Origin of the sequence: Streptomyces vulcanius (genome assembly GCF_042653945.1) — a bacterium.
Taxonomy (GTDB): Bacteria; Actinomycetota; Actinomycetes; order Streptomycetales; family Streptomycetaceae; genus Streptomyces; species Streptomyces mangrovi.
In genome coordinates this window covers 67951-83949 of sequence record NZ_JBHSFK010000046.1, presented here as the reverse complement: position 1 = coordinate 83949, position 15999 = coordinate 67951, and the positions used below count along the sequence as shown (strand labels likewise).

The 15999-nt window shown below is 65.5% G+C and carries 16 protein-coding genes and 1 pseudogene; 16 read left to right on the top strand and 1 reads right to left on the bottom strand.

All coding sequences use genetic code 11. The features are described from left to right. Nucleotides 1-20: 20 nt before the first annotated feature. Nucleotides 21-560, bottom strand: a complete 540-nt coding sequence (locus ACFPIH_RS46085; RefSeq protein WP_381185064.1) for a nucleotidyltransferase domain-containing protein — start codon at nt 558-560, stop codon at nt 21-23. 374 nt (nt 561-934) lie between these two features. On the opposite strand from ACFPIH_RS46085, the gene ACFPIH_RS46080 reads away from it, so the two are divergent. The 16 genes and pseudogenes from ACFPIH_RS46080 (at nt 935) to ACFPIH_RS46005 (ending at nt 15582) form a co-directional block, all read left to right on the top strand. Next, nucleotides 935-2134: a tyrosine-type recombinase/integrase gene (locus ACFPIH_RS46080; protein WP_381185061.1), complete on the top strand. Its 1200-nt coding sequence runs from the start codon at nt 935-937 to the stop codon at nt 2132-2134. Beyond that, nucleotides 2127-3209: a hypothetical protein gene (locus ACFPIH_RS46075; RefSeq protein ID WP_381185059.1), complete on the top strand. Its 1083-nt coding sequence runs from the start codon at nt 2127-2129 to the stop codon at nt 3207-3209. The genes ACFPIH_RS46080 and ACFPIH_RS46075 overlap by 8 nt, the downstream gene beginning before the upstream one ends. After that, nucleotides 3182-4210: a tyrosine-type recombinase/integrase gene (locus ACFPIH_RS46070; protein WP_381185056.1), complete on the top strand. Its 1029-nt coding sequence runs from the start codon at nt 3182-3184 to the stop codon at nt 4208-4210. Before ACFPIH_RS46075 ends, ACFPIH_RS46070 begins: the two co-directional genes overlap by 28 nt. 35 nt (nt 4211-4245) lie before the next feature. Beyond that, on the top strand, nt 4246-4710 hold the full coding sequence (locus tag ACFPIH_RS46065; RefSeq protein ID WP_381185053.1) for an NUDIX hydrolase: 465 nt from the start codon (nt 4246-4248) through the stop codon (nt 4708-4710). A 38-nt stretch (nt 4711-4748) separates the two neighbouring features. Continuing rightward, on the top strand, nt 4749-5006 hold the full coding sequence (locus ACFPIH_RS46060; protein ID WP_381185051.1) for a Tn3 family transposase: 258 nt from the start codon (nt 4749-4751) through the stop codon (nt 5004-5006). 16 nt (nt 5007-5022) lie between these two features. After that, nucleotides 5023-5175, top strand: a pseudogene (locus tag ACFPIH_RS46055) (pentapeptide repeat-containing protein); the annotation flags it as partial. Between the two features lie 155 nt (nt 5176-5330). Beyond that, nucleotides 5331-6848 carry a hypothetical protein gene (locus ACFPIH_RS46050; RefSeq protein WP_381185048.1) on the top strand — a complete coding sequence of 506 codons (1518 nt, stop codon included), beginning with the start codon at nt 5331-5333 and terminating at the stop codon, nt 6846-6848. A 397-nt stretch (nt 6849-7245) separates the two neighbouring features. After that, nucleotides 7246-7437 carry a hypothetical protein gene (locus tag ACFPIH_RS46045; protein WP_381185045.1) on the top strand — a complete coding sequence of 64 codons (192 nt, stop codon included), beginning with the start codon at nt 7246-7248 and terminating at the stop codon, nt 7435-7437. Further along, entirely contained in the window at nt 7427-7942 is a 516-nt protein-coding gene (locus tag ACFPIH_RS46040) for a hypothetical protein (protein WP_381185042.1), read from the top strand. The genes ACFPIH_RS46045 and ACFPIH_RS46040 overlap by 11 nt, the downstream gene beginning before the upstream one ends. 101 nt (nt 7943-8043) lie before the next feature. Next, nucleotides 8044-8388: an NUDIX domain-containing protein gene (locus tag ACFPIH_RS46035; protein ID WP_381185039.1), complete on the top strand. Its 345-nt coding sequence runs from the start codon at nt 8044-8046 to the stop codon at nt 8386-8388. A gap of 171 nt (nt 8389-8559) precedes the next feature. Then, complete coding sequence (locus ACFPIH_RS46030) at nt 8560-9330, top strand: hypothetical protein (protein ID WP_381185036.1); 771 nt, start codon at nt 8560-8562, stop codon at nt 9328-9330. Nucleotides 9331-9586: 256 nt separating this feature from the next. After that, nucleotides 9587-10534 (top strand): ATP-dependent DNA ligase, encoded by a 948-nt coding sequence (locus ACFPIH_RS46025; protein WP_381185033.1) that lies wholly within the window; start codon nt 9587-9589, stop codon nt 10532-10534. A gap of 62 nt (nt 10535-10596) precedes the next feature. Further along, nucleotides 10597-10848 carry an antitoxin MazE7 gene (locus tag ACFPIH_RS46020; protein ID WP_381185030.1) on the top strand — a complete coding sequence of 84 codons (252 nt, stop codon included), beginning with the start codon at nt 10597-10599 and terminating at the stop codon, nt 10846-10848. Nucleotides 10849-10851: 3 nt separating this feature from the next. Then, nucleotides 10852-11232: a toxin Doc gene (locus tag ACFPIH_RS46015; protein WP_381185027.1), complete on the top strand. Its 381-nt coding sequence runs from the start codon at nt 10852-10854 to the stop codon at nt 11230-11232. Between the two features lie 277 nt (nt 11233-11509). Further along, a complete protein-coding gene (locus ACFPIH_RS46010; protein ID WP_381185024.1) occupies nt 11510-14002 on the top strand; it encodes an alpha/beta fold hydrolase in 2493 nt (830 codons plus the stop codon). A gap of 224 nt (nt 14003-14226) precedes the next feature. Next, entirely contained in the window at nt 14227-15582 is a 1356-nt protein-coding gene (locus tag ACFPIH_RS46005; protein WP_381185095.1) for an HNH endonuclease, read from the top strand. Nucleotides 15583-15999: the final 417 nt, after the last annotated feature.

Here is a 15999-nt window from a genome sequence, read left to right as displayed (position 1 = left end):
GAGAAACCGATTGAGGAAGGTCACCCAGCGCCTACACCGGGCTCTTGGCTCAGCGGCTCGAAGCCCTCCGGCAGAGGGATCCCGAACCGCTGGCACAGCAACGGCACGTCGTGGCGATCGACATCACGAGCCGGGTATCCCGTATGCCAGCGCACCGCCCACTCCGCCGACTCGCACCGCACCGCAGTGCCGTCAATCGAACCGTGTCCGGCGAGTGCCTCAGCTGGAAAAGGACCGCCCTCCACCACGGATCCGTAGTGCAGTGATCCGTCCGCGAGCGGCTCGTAGAGGTGCAAGTCGATCCGCAACCGGACGCCGTCGTGCAGGACGAAGTTCCACGGCCTGTCACCAGGCCACGGGAAGATCCGGTCGACACCGGCCTCCGCGAACGCGACGAACAGTTGCTCAAGATGTGCGGCCGGCGCCCATACGTCAAGGTCGGAATGTTCTCGCGTCTGCTCCCCGAGCAGCGCGTCCACGCCCCACCCGCCCCCGATACACGCATCTACGCCGTGGGCATCGAGTCGCTCCACAAGCGCGACGACATCCTTGGCTGACATCGAATAAAGACTCACCGCATCAGGCTAGAGGCCAGCCCGACCTCGCACCTGGCAATTACTACGGCTTCAGCGGACGGTGGCGGCCCGCCGACCGGTTCAGCCTGATGGTGTCCAACGGGGACTTCCGCCTCCGGCCGGATGAAGAGCGGGCCTGCTCGGCTACGGCTGACCAGCGCACGGCCCGACCGGGGCCTCCTGCAACGATGACCGCGTGACTGCCTCCATGCCGCCCGTGAGGGAAGCCGCCCGCGCCATCGTCCTCGACGCGGACCAGCGCATCCTCCTCCTTCGCTACGACGAGGGCGGTGTCCAGTTGACTGCACCAAATAGATCCATCCACGAGCCGAGCGGGCTCGTTGACCGGAGGGCTTGGTGTGGCGGCAGATCTCAGGCACCGGCTGTTGGAGGGGAAGTCCGAGCTCCCGCGAGCGGGCCGGGTGGTTCGGACGGGCGGGTTGTTTCCGCCCTACGTCGTCCTCGGGGGTGATGGCTCCGAAGTCGAACCGGTCACGGAGTACTTGAAGGATCTCGCGCTCAGCGACGTGAGTGTGCTGACGCCTCGGAGCTACGGCTATGACCTACTCCGGTGGCTTCGTCTTCTGGCGGTCCTGGAAGTGGCCTGGGATCGTGCGACTCCGTCTGAGCTCGATGTTCTGGTGGGCTGGATGAAGTCCGCGCCCAACCCTCAACGTCGCAGGTCAGCAGGTGGAACTCGGCCTGGAGTCGTGAACCCGTTGACGGGCAAGCCTTCGTTGAAGGCGGGCTACGCACCTCGGACGATCAATCACTGCCTCACGGTCATCCACGGCTTCTATGCCTTCCACGCGATAGGTGGCCGCGGACCGGTAGTAAATCCGGTTCCCGAGTCCCGACAGCAGCGGGCTGCGCTGAGCCATCGGAGCCCGCTGGAGACCAAGCCGACTGTGCGTCGCGGCCGGCTTCGCCAGAAGGTGCCTCAGCAAGCACCCCGCGCGGTTCCTGATCGCCTTTGGGACGAGTTGTTCGCCGCGATGCGGTGTAACAGGGATCGTGCGCTGCTGGAGATCTACGTTTCCAGTGGTGCGCGGGCGAGTGAGCTGCTCGGCGCTCTCGCCGAAGACGTTGGCTGGGCTGAGCAGCTGATCTATGTGATATCCAAGGGCACCCGGCTGCGGCAGGGGGTGCCCATATCGCCGCAGGGCCTTCGTTATCTGGCTGCCTACCTTAGAGAGGGTGATCCGCTCGCACCCGGTGATCCGCTGTGGAGAACTCGCCGCGGTGAGCCCCGGGCCTTGACCTACTGGGCCATGCGCCGGGTCTTGCAGCGGGCGAATGAGCAGCTCGGGACGAACTGGACTCTTCATGATCTCCGGCATACGGCTTCGACGCGCATGGCCAACGGCGGCACGTTGACCCTGGCTGAGGTCCAGACGATCCTCCGGCATGCAGACATCAACACGACCGGTGTGTACCTCACTGTCCGGATTGAGGATATGTTCGACCGGCTCCAAGAGCACTACACGCGCCCTCGGCCGGTCCGGACGTACGCCGCGGGATACTCGGCCGACGACATGAAGGCGGTCTTCGGTGAGTAACCCCACCCGAGCAGGCCGCTTCGCCGACGGCGGTGCCGCGTATGGTGAATCGCCGATCGAGCCTCCTGGCCGGATCCTCCAGCCGCCCCTCGTTCGGCAGCGTCCGCAGCCGTTCGGGGATCTTTCGCAGGCGGACATGGATCTCATCGGCAAGCTCGCCGGCGATCTGCCGGATGTTCGCACAGAGACCACCCGGGAGAGACGGCTGCTGGTCGTCCGGATGCTGCTGCGCCACCTCGATCAGTTCCCCGGTGGAACCTGGCAGGAACGCTGGGAGGCCAGCGGCCTGAACGACGCCAAGACCCCAGTCCGCGATCGGGAAAGCACCAAGGAACGCAGGGCGTTCATCACCACGGGCCTCAAGACCGTCCTGGCCCTGCGACTGATCCAGCCCTCGCTGGAAGCATTCCGCTCCAACAAGTTCATGGGCTACCAGGGCATGTTCCTCCCCGCTCAGGGCGACCCGCTCGTGGACCAGTTCGTCGCTGCCGTGAGCCGGCACGAGGTGAGCCAGGTCCACCGCGACCACGCCCTGTTCTTGAAGAACCTCGCCAGGACCATCGCCCACACCTTCTGGCGGAAGATCGAAGCGATCAACCCTGGCCAGCATGATCTTCACATCGATCAGGCCGTCTACGGGCAGTGGAAGGCCGAGCTGCGCCTCCGTGAGAACGGTAAGCCCCGCACCGACGCCGAGCACATCCTGTTGCAGGTCCGCTCCTTCTACCTGGACCTGCACAGTTGGGCCGTGGAAGAGCCCGAGCGGTGGGCCGCCTGGGCGGCCCCGTGCCCCATCTCGCGCGGTGACCTGCGCGGGTTCGGCGCTCGCCGTCGTCGTCTCCAGGAACGAACTGATGACCGGACCCGGCAGCGCCAACCCCTGCTGCCGATCCTCGTTGCTCATGTAGAGACACGGTTCGAGAACGCTCAGGGCTTCTTGGCCATCGCATCGTCCGCCACCCCCGGTGCTTCCTTCATCCACAAGGGACGGCAATACCGCCGAACGGTCGAGGGCCTCTCGATTTCGCTGGCGCTCCCATCATTCATGTGCGCGACACCGAGTCCAATGAGCTGATCGATGTCACCGCCTCGGAAGAGTCGCTTTTCTGGGAGTGGGCGACGGTTGAGGTGCTTCGCCATACAGGGATTCGCATCGAAGAACTCGTCGAACTCTCGCAATTGAGCGTACGTCAGTACCAACGACCTAATGGTGAGGTCATCGCACTCCTGGTGATAGCCCCATCAAAGACAGATCGTGAACGCGTCATACCGATGTCAGCGGAGCTGTTCCACGTCATCGCCGCGATTATCCGGCGGCTCACCCGAAACGGCAGGAAAATCCCGCTACTCAGTCGCTACGACCAGCATGAAAAGACCTGGTCCGCACCCATGCCCTTCCTGTTCCAGCGGCAGAGGGGCGGCACCAGGGCGGTCATCAGCCCTCAGCGGGTCCTCAAACTCCTGAGCCGACGGTGCGAAGCCCTGGCTGAGCAGCATGTCGAGTTCCAGGGGTTGGTCTTCACGCCGCATGACTTTCGGAGGCTGTTCGCGACGGAGCTCGTGAACAGCGGCCTGCCCATCCATATCGGCGCAGCTCTACTCGGACATCTCAATCTTCAAACGACGCGCGGATACGTCACCGTCTTCAACGAGGATGTCGTGCGGCACTATCAGGAATTCCTCCTGCGCCGCCGTGCCCTTCGGCCTCAAGAAGAATACCGAGCCGCGACGGGAGAGGAATGGGACGAGTTCGAAGAGCATTTCGACAAGAGAGAAGTTGAGCTCGGATCCTGCGTCCGCCCATATGGGACACCGTGCGCGCATGAGCATGCTTGTATTCGTTGCCCAATGTTGCAAATCGGCCCGAAAATGATTCCTCGGCTTGATGAAATAGAAATAGATCTCCAGCAGCGTCGCGAGCGGGCCGAACACGAAGGCTGGCGCGGCGAGATCGAAGGCATCGATCTGACCATTTCGTTTCTACAGGCGAAACGGATCGAGGCCCTGCGGTCCCAGCGACTCGGCCAGCACGTCGATCTCGGCCTACCGAACCCTGCGGCCGCTCGCCGAGACTGACCCCAGCCGGCAGCGCTCTCTGTGAAGCTGGAGGCATGACCACACCACGCCTTCGAGAGGCGGCCCGCGTCATCGTCCTGGACCGTGAAGACCGCGTACTTCTCCTCCGATACGAGGAGAACGGGGGCTTTTGGGCGGTGCCTGGTGGGTCCTTGGAACATGGAGAGACCCACCTCGATGCTGCCCACCGGGAACTGCAGGAAGAACTCGGGGTGATCAACGTGAAGGTCGGGCCCGAGTTGGCAGTCCGGACCAAGGACCACCTTGTCGGAGGCGAGGCGGCCCGGCAGGCAGAGAAATACTTCGTGGCCGTCGTGGACGCTGCAGAGATCGACCCCGCCCGGGCCAGCCAGCCTGACGACATCCGCGCTTGGCAGTGGTGGAGCCTGCGCGAGATGCAGGAGACGGCTCAGACGATCTATCCACTCGGCCTCGCGAAACTCATCATCGACTACCTCCGAAGCGGCCCGCCCACCACGCCGATCGAACTGGCCGGGTAAGCGCTCATCACTCAGCTTGGCGCTATTACGGCGACCGGATGACCGGCCTGGGCGACGCCGTCGCCACCTACGGCCGTATCTTCAAGACGCTTCACCTGCTGGAATTCATCGAGTCCGAGGCGTACCACAGGATGATCGGCGCCCAGCTGAACATCGGCGAGGGCCGCCACGCGCTGGCCCGACGGTTCTTCTTCGGGCGGGTCGGCGAGCTGCGGCCCTGCTACCGGGACGGGATCGGCCTTGGTAGCGGAGCAGGGATTCCCGGTATGGCGTTCAGTTTCCTGAACATTCGGTGACAGCTTGGTCCGTAAGGCCGTACAAGTGGTGCTGAACTCCGTCGTGTTCCGCTCCAGCGGCCAGGACCTCACCACCTGGGGCACCTACATAGAGATGGCCAGCCGCTTCACCGAGCCCGCCCTGCTCGCCTTGGCAGCACTCGCCATCCGCAGCCGCATCAAACGCTGACACCCACAACCACCCTTTGTTCAGCAAGCTGAACGCCGTAGCGGTCATCCCTGCTCGGATACTCCCCGAACCCCATTCGGTCCAGCAACGCACGGCCACCAGCCGCTACGCTAGGTAGCGTCTCACTCGAGGGGGTACTCCCTGGAGGTGAGAATTTGTCTCCCAATAGCACCAATGCCAGCGGCGGCCGAATACGCCGCCATCGCTGGTTCACACGTGGCACAACCACGCTGATCACCTGCGGGCTCATCACCGCGACTGCTATCAGCGCCCATGGCTCGACGACCGTGGGAAAGACCTCACGTCCCCGCACGGCCCCACAACAGCAGGCAGACTGTCCCGAGCACACTCACTACGTCTTCATCGGCGTCCGCGGCGTGTATTCCCCCCCGGAGGTGTTCAACCCCGAGCGCCCACAGGAGGTCGGCTTCATACGGGACAACGTCATACCCGAAATCCGGGACGCTGTCGGAGCGGAAAACCTGACCATGGAGTGGCTCCCGGTCGCCCCGCCCAAGTTCAGTGAAACCTTCGGGCAGACCTCCACGATCAACCAAGCAGTACTGGCGTCTTTCGGTATTCGGCCGTCTCCGCTGGAGCTGCCGGAACCGCTGTTGGACGGCAGAGACAGGGCAAGGGACGCTATCGTCTCCACTCTCAATCGCTACGCCGAGTGCAAGAACAACAGGTTCATCCTCGCAGCGCACTCCTTGGGCGCCTGGGGCGTGGGTGAAGCACTGGCAGATGAAACGCCGCCCAGGGCCGGCGCAGTAAAGCTGCTGAACAGGCAGGACGTGCTCTCCCGCATTGACCAAGTCCTGCTGTGGGGCGATCCGCGCTTCGACAGCAGCGCGGACGCAGCACGTCGCCCCACGGACCTTGACCAAGCGGGTCCTCCGACAGCCCTCGGCGTGGCGTCTGCAGTGTTGGGCCCCCGCAAGCCCTATCTCCCCGAGGAGCTGAAGGGGCGGGCCCAGTCCTACTGCTGGGGCGGTCCAGGACCGGTTGACCCTGTCTGCGCCTCCTTCGAGGCCCCAAAGGGCTCCACAGGCACGGTATCTCCCAGCGATTGGGCAGAGGGAATGGCCTGGTGCGGAGTCGAGGGGGATCTACTCAGCCGTGCCTTCCTGGCTGCTGGCGGCGCCGGGCAACTCGGCGCCATCACGTTCGGCACAGTGTGCGGGCACACGAGGTACACCGGTGGCTACGCCCGGGAATACACCCTCAAGCTGACCGGCGAAGGACTGATCTCGTTGCGGCCTGTCGCTAAGGCTGTGACCGTCACGGTCAGCTCCACGGCATCCGCTCACGGAGGCTGGCGTGACACCACTCTGCCTGTGAAGAAGGGGCAGAAAGTGAAGATCACCCACCTGTCCGGGTCCTGGACGGTCGACAAGGACAACACCCATCTGAAGCCGAACAGAGTCGGGCCAGCCGGCTACCCCTCCACCACAAACGCCGAGCCGTCTGAGTGCAAGCTGGACGACCATCTGCCGTCCGGTCAACTGCTCGCTGGCGTTGGAGAGTTCCGTAGTCCCGTCAGCTATGCGGAGAACGGTGATGTTGGCACGTTCACCGCGCCGGCTGACGGAACGGTTTCCCTGACGATCAATGACACGTGCCGGGAAAACAACGCTGGACTCATCAGCGTGCGGGTCGAGCTCGCGTCGTAGCTCCATGCAGAGAGCCACGAGAATCGGGCGGGTCGGGCAGTGCATCTGCTGCCCGACCCGCTTACGAGTTATGCGGCGAACGTACACGTAGCGCTGCGTAATTGCTCTGCGGTGAGGTCTAGCCAGGACCGATCGAGCAACAGATCTCGGTAGCGACTGTTCCGTTTCGAGACCGCGGTTTGTCGGACTTCTGTTCGTCTGGCGGCTCGTCAGGGTGCTAGAGCCTCTACGGTGACCACCGCGACCTGCGGCGGAGGCACCCCGAGTGGGAGAAGGCCGTCGAGCTCGCCTGCGAACCGCGCACCTTCCAGTAACCACACACAGTCACCAGCCGTCCCGGATCATCCGAGAACTGGCGACAGATGGATACGCGAGCTCACCAGTACCAAGGCCGGGGATGGAGGGCCAGCTCGGCGCGCTGGGCATGGCGCTGAACGCGGCGGTGTGGAACACCCTCTATACCGGCGCCGCCGTACGGGAGTTGGATTTCGACGGGCTCACGATCTCCCCGGAGATCCGCTCCCGCCACGACGCCCGCGGCCGCGGGCGGTCCCGATGTTTGGTGAGAGTGTGTGTCCATGACGGCTGAGCAGAGCACACCGCGCGACACGACGGACATCGAGGCCGCCCTCGGGCGCATGGTCTACCAGGCGGCGTCCCTGGAGATGGTGATGCGTTTCGCGGGCGAGATGCTCGCCACGGCGCAAGCGACTCGTGATGCACTCGCGTCCCAAACGGCGGGCAGGTTGCTGCCGACCGTCAAGGCGATCGCCGCCCAGCGAACCGAGATTACCCCGGGGGAGCTCACCGAACTCGGCGAGATCGTCAAGGATGCGGAGCCCCACCTGGCGAGCAGAAACACCTACATACACGGGGCGTGGGGTGAGGTGGACGGTGACCTGCTGGCGATGAACCGCAGGCCGAAGAACGGATTCCGTACGAGGCCGCTCGCCGTGGCCGACCTGGAGACGCTCGCGGCCGAGCTGCAAGCCCTGGTGAACCGCACCATCGAGTGGACGTACGCAGCCTTGCAGAAGACGCACCCGCACATCTTCACTGCGGACGACGACGAGCAGCCCGGCGACGACACCTGACGCGCCTGTCGGCGCGGCTACTTGCTCCCGTCACGACGCTCTTCCGAACGGTGCCGTCGTCAGCCCCGCCGCACCTCGCCGCCCTGACCTGCGCAAAGAGGATGCGACACGGCTTCTCATCGCGCTCCCAAGGTCACCGATACGCTGGCTGGCTTGACTGGTGCAGAGAAGGTTTCTGGGCCACGCCCGGCGGCTCCCTCGAGGGAGGAGAGGACCACGCCACGGCCATCCTCCGCGAACTCGGCGAAGAACTCGGCATCGACGAGACAGCGATCGAACTGGGCGTGCACCTCGCGAACCGCAGCGCGGACCACCTGGCGGGCGGGCGTGAAGTCCGCCAGGTCGAGCGGTACTTCCTCGCGCGCGTTTCCCCGGCCGACGTGATCCCGGCATACGCCACGCAACCCGACAACATCCGTGAGTACCGCTGGTGGACGGAGACCTAGCTCCGTTCCACCTGCGAAACCGTGTACCCGCGGGGACTTGCTGACCTGGTTGCCGCGGTCGCCGAGAGCCGAACGCCACGTCAGCCGGTCGTCTTGACCGGCTGACGAGCGAAGCCTGCCCCCCCCGAAAATCCACTGGGGCGGCCGAGGTTGGCTCTCTAACCTCGCCTTATGACGTGGAACGAGGACAGCGGCACGGTCAGTCGGGCGTTCGATGACTGGAAGTGGAACGATCGGGAGAACCGTGCCTTCCTGCGCCTATCCGCCCAGTGGTCGGACAAGGCCTACCAGCAGACCTGGGACGAGGCCGAGGAGTCCTTCGCCGCACGCTTCGACCCGGACCGGCATTACGGAGACGAGCACCTCGACATATTCGAGGATGCGGTCGACGGACTCTGGCCTCACTCCTACGCGTGGATCACCGCAGCATCTGTCGTGAAGAACGCCGTCACCGCGTTCGAGGTGTACCTGGAGAAGGCGCTGCAGGAAGCCCTCGGCTCGTCCCTCATCATGGAGGGCAAGAAGCACACCATCAAACTGGCCTCCCCGCCGAAGTTCGAGTCGCCGGGATGGAAGACCCTGGTCACCGCGCACAAGGTGCTTGGAACCGACGTCGAGACCGACGAGGTGACATGGGCCAGGGAACTGCGACACCTGCTGACCCACCAGAACGGTGTACTGCGCAGTGAGAGTGCAGTTGAGCGGTTCCGGGACTTGGACGCCGAGCGAGACCAGGACGAGATCAGCCGGGCACGCATTGGGGGCAAGGTTCCCCTCGGCACTCCACGCGTACTGAAGATTCTCGACTCTCTCGCCACGGTGATCCGGACGGCTGATGAGCCGGCATGGGCCATGTGCTGGTCCCGCCCTGGACGTGAACGCTGGCCGGAGGTCATGACGAAGCTGCACCAGCAGAAGTGCATCGTCGTCGAACCCGTCTGAGCGGGTGCTGCAGTGTCCGGTGACACCAGTTGCTCGCCCGCGCGGCCGGCCGAGAACTGTCTCCGGAGGCTCTGTCTGATCTGCTTGGCAGGGGCGGGCTCAGCGTCGTGAGCGGCAGGCAGCCCGTGAAGCCCAGTCCGATGCTCTGCCTGGTACGTGAGGCAGGCCGACGGACCGCCGAGGTGCTGTTTCTGCTGGTCCCGGGGCGCGTGTGAAGGGGAACCGACCTACGCTGAAGGTCCCGCAGGAGGTCCTGGTGCCGCCCTTTGCTCTGCCCGCGCCGCTGGCTCTGGCCCGCGCAGTCACTGCCGTCCCCGACTCGCTGGGCTGGATGCTCGAGCCGAAATGGGACGGCTGGAGATGTCAGATCCATACCGCGACCCGACGGGTGTGGAGTCGGCATGGCACTGACTTGTCCCGCCAGTTCTCCGACGTCGCAGACGCTGGCGCTGGTGTGCCGGACGCCGTCCTCGACGGTGAGCTCGTCGCGGTCCTCAACGACGGCTCCGGCGTGGCCTTCGACCGGCTGCAGAGCCGGGCTGGCCGCCGAGGCCCGCGACGCGGCGCTGACTTCACCGTGCACGTCGCCCTCTTCGACGTCCTTGCCGTCGGTGATACCGACTGGCGGCTCCGCCCGTATGCCGAGCGCCACGCCGAGCTGCTGCGTCTCCTCGAGGGCGGCCCGGTCACCCTGCGCGCGGTGCCGACCACCGAGGACCGTGGGCAAGCCCTCAAATGGGTCGGAGCACTCGCGGGTGTGGAAGGCCTGGTGGGCAAGCGGACCGTCGCACCGTACGCCGCTGGCCTGGCCTCGGGCTGGGTGAAGTGGCGCGAGCGCCACACCACCGAGGCTGTGGTCATCGGGGTGACCGGAACGACGCCGGCGACACAGGCCCTCGTGCTGGGCCGGCCAACGGGCGGCCGCATGCGGGCGGTCGGCGTGAGTCTGCCGCTCGCTCAGCAGGTCCGCCTGGCCGTGGCACCGTTCCTGCACGCATCCGGCGAGGAGATGCGTGAGCTGCCGGGCACAGTGGGTGGGCTGCCCGGCGCGGATCCGGTGCGCTTCTGGCCGGTCAGGCCGGAGGTGGTGGTGGAGGTCGAGGTCGACCAGCCGCGGTTGGAGTTCGGCCGGTATCGACATCGTCCGCGTGTCCGGCGGGTGCGCGGCGACCTCTTGCCGGAGCTGGTCGACGACGGACAGTGATCGGAAAGCCGCAGTCCGGTGATAGGTATTCGCGAAGGTACCCGTGGGTGCATACTCGAGGTATGGCTGACACCACCGTAAAGGTCGACTCCGAGACCAGGGACCGGTTCGCAGCGGTCGCCGCAGCCCGCGGACAGAGCGTGCGCGCCTACCTGGCCGAGCTGGCCATAGACGAAGAGAACCAAATCAAGCTGAGCAAGGCGACGGCCGTATTCCGCGACATCATCGCTCGCCCCGGCCTGGCCGAGGCGTTCGACGAGGCATTCCCCGACGACGCCCCACCCCGCCGAAACACCGCTGGGCGGGCAGCCTGACCCTTGGAACTGCACATCGACATCCGATGGCTCCTTGACCGACAGGAAGAACTGCTCGGCAAGGAACTCGGGGTCCGGGACTACTCCGGCCTCGTGGCCGCCGTCGCCCGGCACCGGGTGAACACACCACAACTGGACATGGGCGAGCCCGACGCCTACTGGCGGGCGGCCGCCCTGCTGGAGCAGCTGGTCCTGCTGCGCCCGCTGCCGGCCCGCAACGCGTACTTCGCGTATGGCGTGGCGGTGGCCTACATCCGGGCCTCCGGGGAGGAAATCGACGACTCCTTCGATCCGTGGAGGGACCTGATCGCCGACATTCGGGGGCTGCGACTGACGGTGTACGACGTAGCCGACCGGCTGCGCTCCATCCGGCCGCCCCTGTGACCCTGACCGGCCCCGGGGCTGCTGAATTGTTGGCGTTGCCGGCAAGGAGTCGCCCCGCTGGCCGGTTGACCATCCGGGCGGACCGCACACAGCACATCCCGGGATCGGGACCGTCGAACTCCCCTGCGCGAGCCGATGCCCTGCGGGCCGTACCAGTTCTCCACACTGGTCCGGCCCGCGGGTGCATGTGCATCCGCCGACCACCACACAGGGCAGCACTCACAATGCGCAACAATCAGCCACGTACGAGGAGTTGTGGGGAATACATGGAGGCGAAGTGAGCGAAGGCACCACCAGACTCGGAGTGGTGTTCATCCACGGGCTCTTCTCGTCTGAGGCGACATGGGACCCATTCGCCCAGCTCCTCGAATCCGATGAGGAACTGGCCGCCTCCATCATGGTGAGACGATTCGGCTACGCGTCCCCCAAGTTCCGTAGTCTCCGGCCCGACCGCCGCACGCCCGACTACAACGACCTCGCCGAGCGGTTGAAGGCGTTCCTGTTCTACGAAGCGTCGGAGCACGACCGCCTGGTCCTCGTTGCCCACAGCCAAGGCGGGCTCATCGTGCAGCGCTACCTCGCACGGATGATCAGTGAAGGACGGGGCCAGGAGCTCGCCAAGATCCGGAGCGTCTTGCTGTTCGCCTGCCCCAACGATGGCTCCGACTTCCTGCTGTCACTCCGCAGCGTATGGCTGAGCAAACACCCTCAAGTGCGTGCGCTGAAGCCGCTCGACCCAGGTGTGAAGGACGCCCAACGCACGGTCCTCAACAAGATCGTCCAGGCCGCCCCGGGAACGGCCGAGCCCTCTTCGTGCCACATCCCGTTCTGGGTTTTCGGCGGACTCCAGGACAACATCGTCGTGCGCGCCTCCGCCGAAGGCGTCTTTCCTAACGTCTCCATGCTGCCGGGAGATCACTCCACCGTCATCCAGCCCGCATCACACCAGGCGCCCGCCTACCTCGCCCTTCGTAAACACCTCCGCGACGCCCAACAGCACGAAGAACCCGTGGCCCCAACCACCATGGCGCCGGTGCCCGCCCCAGCCGAGCCACCCCCCGCGCCGTGGGGGGACAGCGCAAAGGCCGCGCGGATCCTGGACGTGTTGCCTCCATATGCCGACTGGCTCAAGACACTGCGCACCCAGGACTTCTTTGTCGTCAGCGGCCGAATCAACAGGCTCTTCCACGAAGCCGCTGATGCCTTCAAGATCGACCGGCTCGAGTTCATCGACGCCGAGCTACGCGGAGCGGCAACGGCGTGCAGAAGCACCGTCATGGAGCTCAGCGAAGCGATGATCGACCTCCTCTTCGCCGACCGCATAGACACCCAGGCAGCCGAGAAACTCCCAGTAGAAGAACAGGAAGACGCCTGGACGTTCGTTCTCCGCGAGCACCAGCGCGGCAAGGATGAGCTTCGCCTGCACACGCTCCGCGACGCCTTCTTCGAGGCCTACGACACCCTGCTGCGCCTCCTCAACGAGCGGCTGTTCGTACCAGAACAGACAGTCACGACCACGAGCTCGAGCACGCCCGCGACCGTAGCCGATCCCCGAGCGGTACCCGATGCCGCCGACCAGCAACTGCGTGTAGGCCAGGGCTTGGCGAGGCACGAACGCGAACTGAGCGCGGCCTACGGCCAACTCCGGACGGCCGGACTCGGAGCACCGACCAGCGAGGCATACCTGTCCGGCGCCACCGCTGTGCAGCACTTCGCAGCCGCGGCGGGTTCTGGCCCCGGCTGGGTGCTCAGCCTGCGAAAGGGCCGGGCCGTCGCCGTGAGCGAGCCGCTCTGGGCTGCCCTTGAGGATGCAGGGCGGCCTTCAGGGGATGGCGACCCGCTTGCTGCCGTCGGATACCCCACTACTGCCGGGACCGACCCCAAAGTGCTCGACCCGGACGTACCCCGCGTCGCCCTCGATGGAGGCAACTGGGGCCCAGGCTTGCTGGTCTTCACAGATCACGGATGGCGGTGGGAACCCCAAGTAGCCCTGGACTTCAACCAGACACGGTCCGCAACAAATTGGACCGCCACCCAGCCCGCCCCCCAGCTGCGGATTCGGGCCGTGGTGACGCTGCCCTGGGACACCGCCCCGGACAGCGTCACCACTACCCACCGCCGTGACCTCACAGGCCAACTCCCCTTCAGCCCACTCGCCGGCGCGGTGACCACACTGTCGCTGCGGAGGGCGGCAGACCTCCCCGCAGCCCACTGGATTTTGGGACCACACCGCAACGCGCTCGACTCTCTCAGCTATTCGGCAGACATCGCCGCCCCGGACGGACAGCCAGCTCTGACCGCGGCGGTCATGGCTTCCCTGCCTGGCGCCAAGCAGCCGACAGTGACCTGTGCGGAGTTCCTGATCCAGAACTCCGCGGCCTGGGCCGCACTGCTCCCCACGGGAACCTCGACCAACCTCGCACTCGAAGAGGTGGAGTCCCTCCTGCTCGCCGCCTGGGAAACAGCCGCCGACCTGCTGCCAGCGGCTACGTGTGACGTTGCGACGATGCGATGGGCAAGCGCACCCACCGTTGAACTGCGCCTGAGCACGGAAGGGCCCCACGACCAGCCCCGGGCCCACCTCGGCGCCCTGATCGACCTCAGCGAACTTGGGCCAACCGACCGCAGCTCGCTGCCAGAGATGGCAGTGACGATCACCGTGTCCCCGATGCTGGAACGTACTGAGCGACAGCAGCTACTACAGCGGGCCCTCGTGTACATGCTCCAGGGCTTCGGATTCGTCGAAGCTGACGACCGCCTCTTCACGTAAGGCACAGACATCTGCGCCGCCCCCAGGGCGGACCAGGCATACAGGGACTAAAACGACCCGGATCCTGCTCTGTTGCAGACCAAGGTACCCCGCCCGTGTCGACGACACAGAGGACGCCCCAGTGCATAGCTGGTAGGCCACCCCTGATCGTTGTGTCGCTACCACGACGCCAAAGCGAAGGAATCAGCGTGAACCCATCCATCCCACCGGAACTGGCAGTACGCATGCCGTCCGGGAGGTGGATCACAGTGGATGATCTGGTCGCACACGGCTGGACCACTCGGATGATCAACAGTTTGGGGCAGCCGAACCGCACGGAGACCACCTCGCCCGGCCTCGAACAGCCCCAGTTCTCAAGAGTCCAAGTGCTGGCCCGGTGGAAGAAGCCGGGGGCGAAAAGAGAAGCAGAGGCTGCCCAAGCGCGGTACCGCTTCCTGAAGAACCTGATCGACCAGCTGAACGCCCCGGGTGCAACCGTCATGGTCTCTGCGCGAGAAGTCGTGGTGGAGGGGTTCACGTATGGGGACCTGCGCATCCGTATCGGCGACCCTCCGCCTAATGAGTACAGCCGCCGAATCAGCGTGCTACTTCAGATACGCGGTGACTCTCCAGACCACACCGATTCCTTCTTCGAATCTGTCAGCCAGAAGCTGCGCCAGACGCGCGCACCTGCAGCTGGCTCGACGATGGCCTACCACGTCCACCACCCACGGCAGCCTGGCGAACAGTCCGCCGGGGTGGAGACAACACTGGATCGACCGTACGGCGCGGATGCGCGGACCGGAGCCCTATGGGTACCTCACGGCCGAGACCTCCCATGGGTCGTGACTGCCGCGAACATGTTTCGCAGCGATCTGGCTCCGCTTCTCCAAAGCACGCAAGGCCAGAACGCTACGGGTAGTACAGCCGTGCGCCGGTCCCAGCAGGTGGAAGCGGAGTCCCGAGGCTCCCGCCCCGGCGCGGATGCCGGGGCGGGACCGAAGCCCACGAGCGGCACCGGCCCTGTTGGGCAGCGACGCTGCCCGGTGTGCGGGGACGCGGGCCTCGCGGACGGCCGGTCCAGACACCTGAAGTGTGAAGGAAGCAGTGTTGCTGCCGTTGCCCCAGATGTGATGGCAGCCTCAGATGTCGACGCTGCACCGGACCGCCGGGACATTGCCCGGTATCGGGAACTCGTCTCCTCTGTCGAGCGGCGTGAAGCGACAACACGCGGCCGTCGAGTCGAGCGTGTCAACCACGAAATAGTTCGACTCGATCTGGCCAGGCAGGCAGTCCTCCTAAGGTGTGGAGGCCGTTGCGAGAATCCGGCATGTGGTGGCCAACCGGCCGACGTTAAGGACAATGGACGGCCGATCCTAGAAGTTGACCACGTTAAGAGGATTTCCGAAGGCGGGCGCGACCATCCGATACAGATGGTCGCTCTATGCCCGAACTGCCATGCCATGAAAGAGCACGGCAGGCAGCGGGACGCTCTCAGCGTCACTCTCCTGAGGGTGGCAGAGCAAGCACATGCCCAGTGGGTGGCTACAGCGGCTTCTTCCGGTCCCACGGAGGCGACTCCACCAGGCTCCAGTTTGTGAAGCCCGCTCCGAGGCGACCTGAATCGGCCCCACCCCTGACCAGCCTGGACGACCAAGTGGGGCCCGAGCGGCGCCGACGTACATGCGGCGACCGCTCGGCTGTCGCCCAGGGCGATGGCCGCCGCCCAGCGGCAGGAAGTCCCACACCCCCTCCCAGTCGGAGTGCCTGCGCATTGGCTCTGACCGAGTGAAGCGGCCCCATCTGGCCGACTCGTCGGCCCCACTTCTCGATCACCGTCGGCGTGTGTCGACCGGAAGTTCTGGCCCCACCCCAAGAGCATTTGAGCAGCCTGCCGGTGGGGCCACTTCTCCCGGACAGAGACTTCCCGATCATGTGGCTGGGGCCGACGGACTCGGTCGACGTGGGGCCAGCGGACCCGGTCCGAGCCAGCGCATGATGCACCCCACGAGCCGGAC

Excerpts from the sequence above, each read along its gene's own strand:
- ACFPIH_RS46085 (WP_381185064.1), bottom strand. The coding sequence starts at position 560 with ATGTCAGCCAAGGATGTCGTCGCGCTTGTGGAGCGACTCGATGCCCAC.
- ACFPIH_RS46065 (WP_381185053.1), top strand. The coding sequence starts at position 4,246 with ATGACCACACCACGCCTTCGAGAGGCGGCCCGCGTCATCGTCCTGGAC.
- ACFPIH_RS46060 (WP_381185051.1), top strand. The coding sequence starts at position 4,749 with ATGACCGGCCTGGGCGACGCCGTCGCCACCTACGGCCGTATCTTCAAG.
- ACFPIH_RS46045 (WP_381185045.1), top strand. The coding sequence starts at position 7,246 with ATGGAGGGCCAGCTCGGCGCGCTGGGCATGGCGCTGAACGCGGCGGTG.
- ACFPIH_RS46040 (WP_381185042.1), top strand. The coding sequence starts at position 7,427 with ATGACGGCTGAGCAGAGCACACCGCGCGACACGACGGACATCGAGGCC.
- ACFPIH_RS46035 (WP_381185039.1), top strand. The coding sequence starts at position 8,044 with ATGCGACACGGCTTCTCATCGCGCTCCCAAGGTCACCGATACGCTGGC.
- ACFPIH_RS46030 (WP_381185036.1), top strand. The coding sequence starts at position 8,560 with ATGACGTGGAACGAGGACAGCGGCACGGTCAGTCGGGCGTTCGATGAC.
- ACFPIH_RS46020 (WP_381185030.1), top strand. The coding sequence starts at position 10,597 with ATGGCTGACACCACCGTAAAGGTCGACTCCGAGACCAGGGACCGGTTC.
- ACFPIH_RS46005 (WP_381185095.1), top strand. The coding sequence starts at position 14,227 with ATGCCGTCCGGGAGGTGGATCACAGTGGATGATCTGGTCGCACACGGC.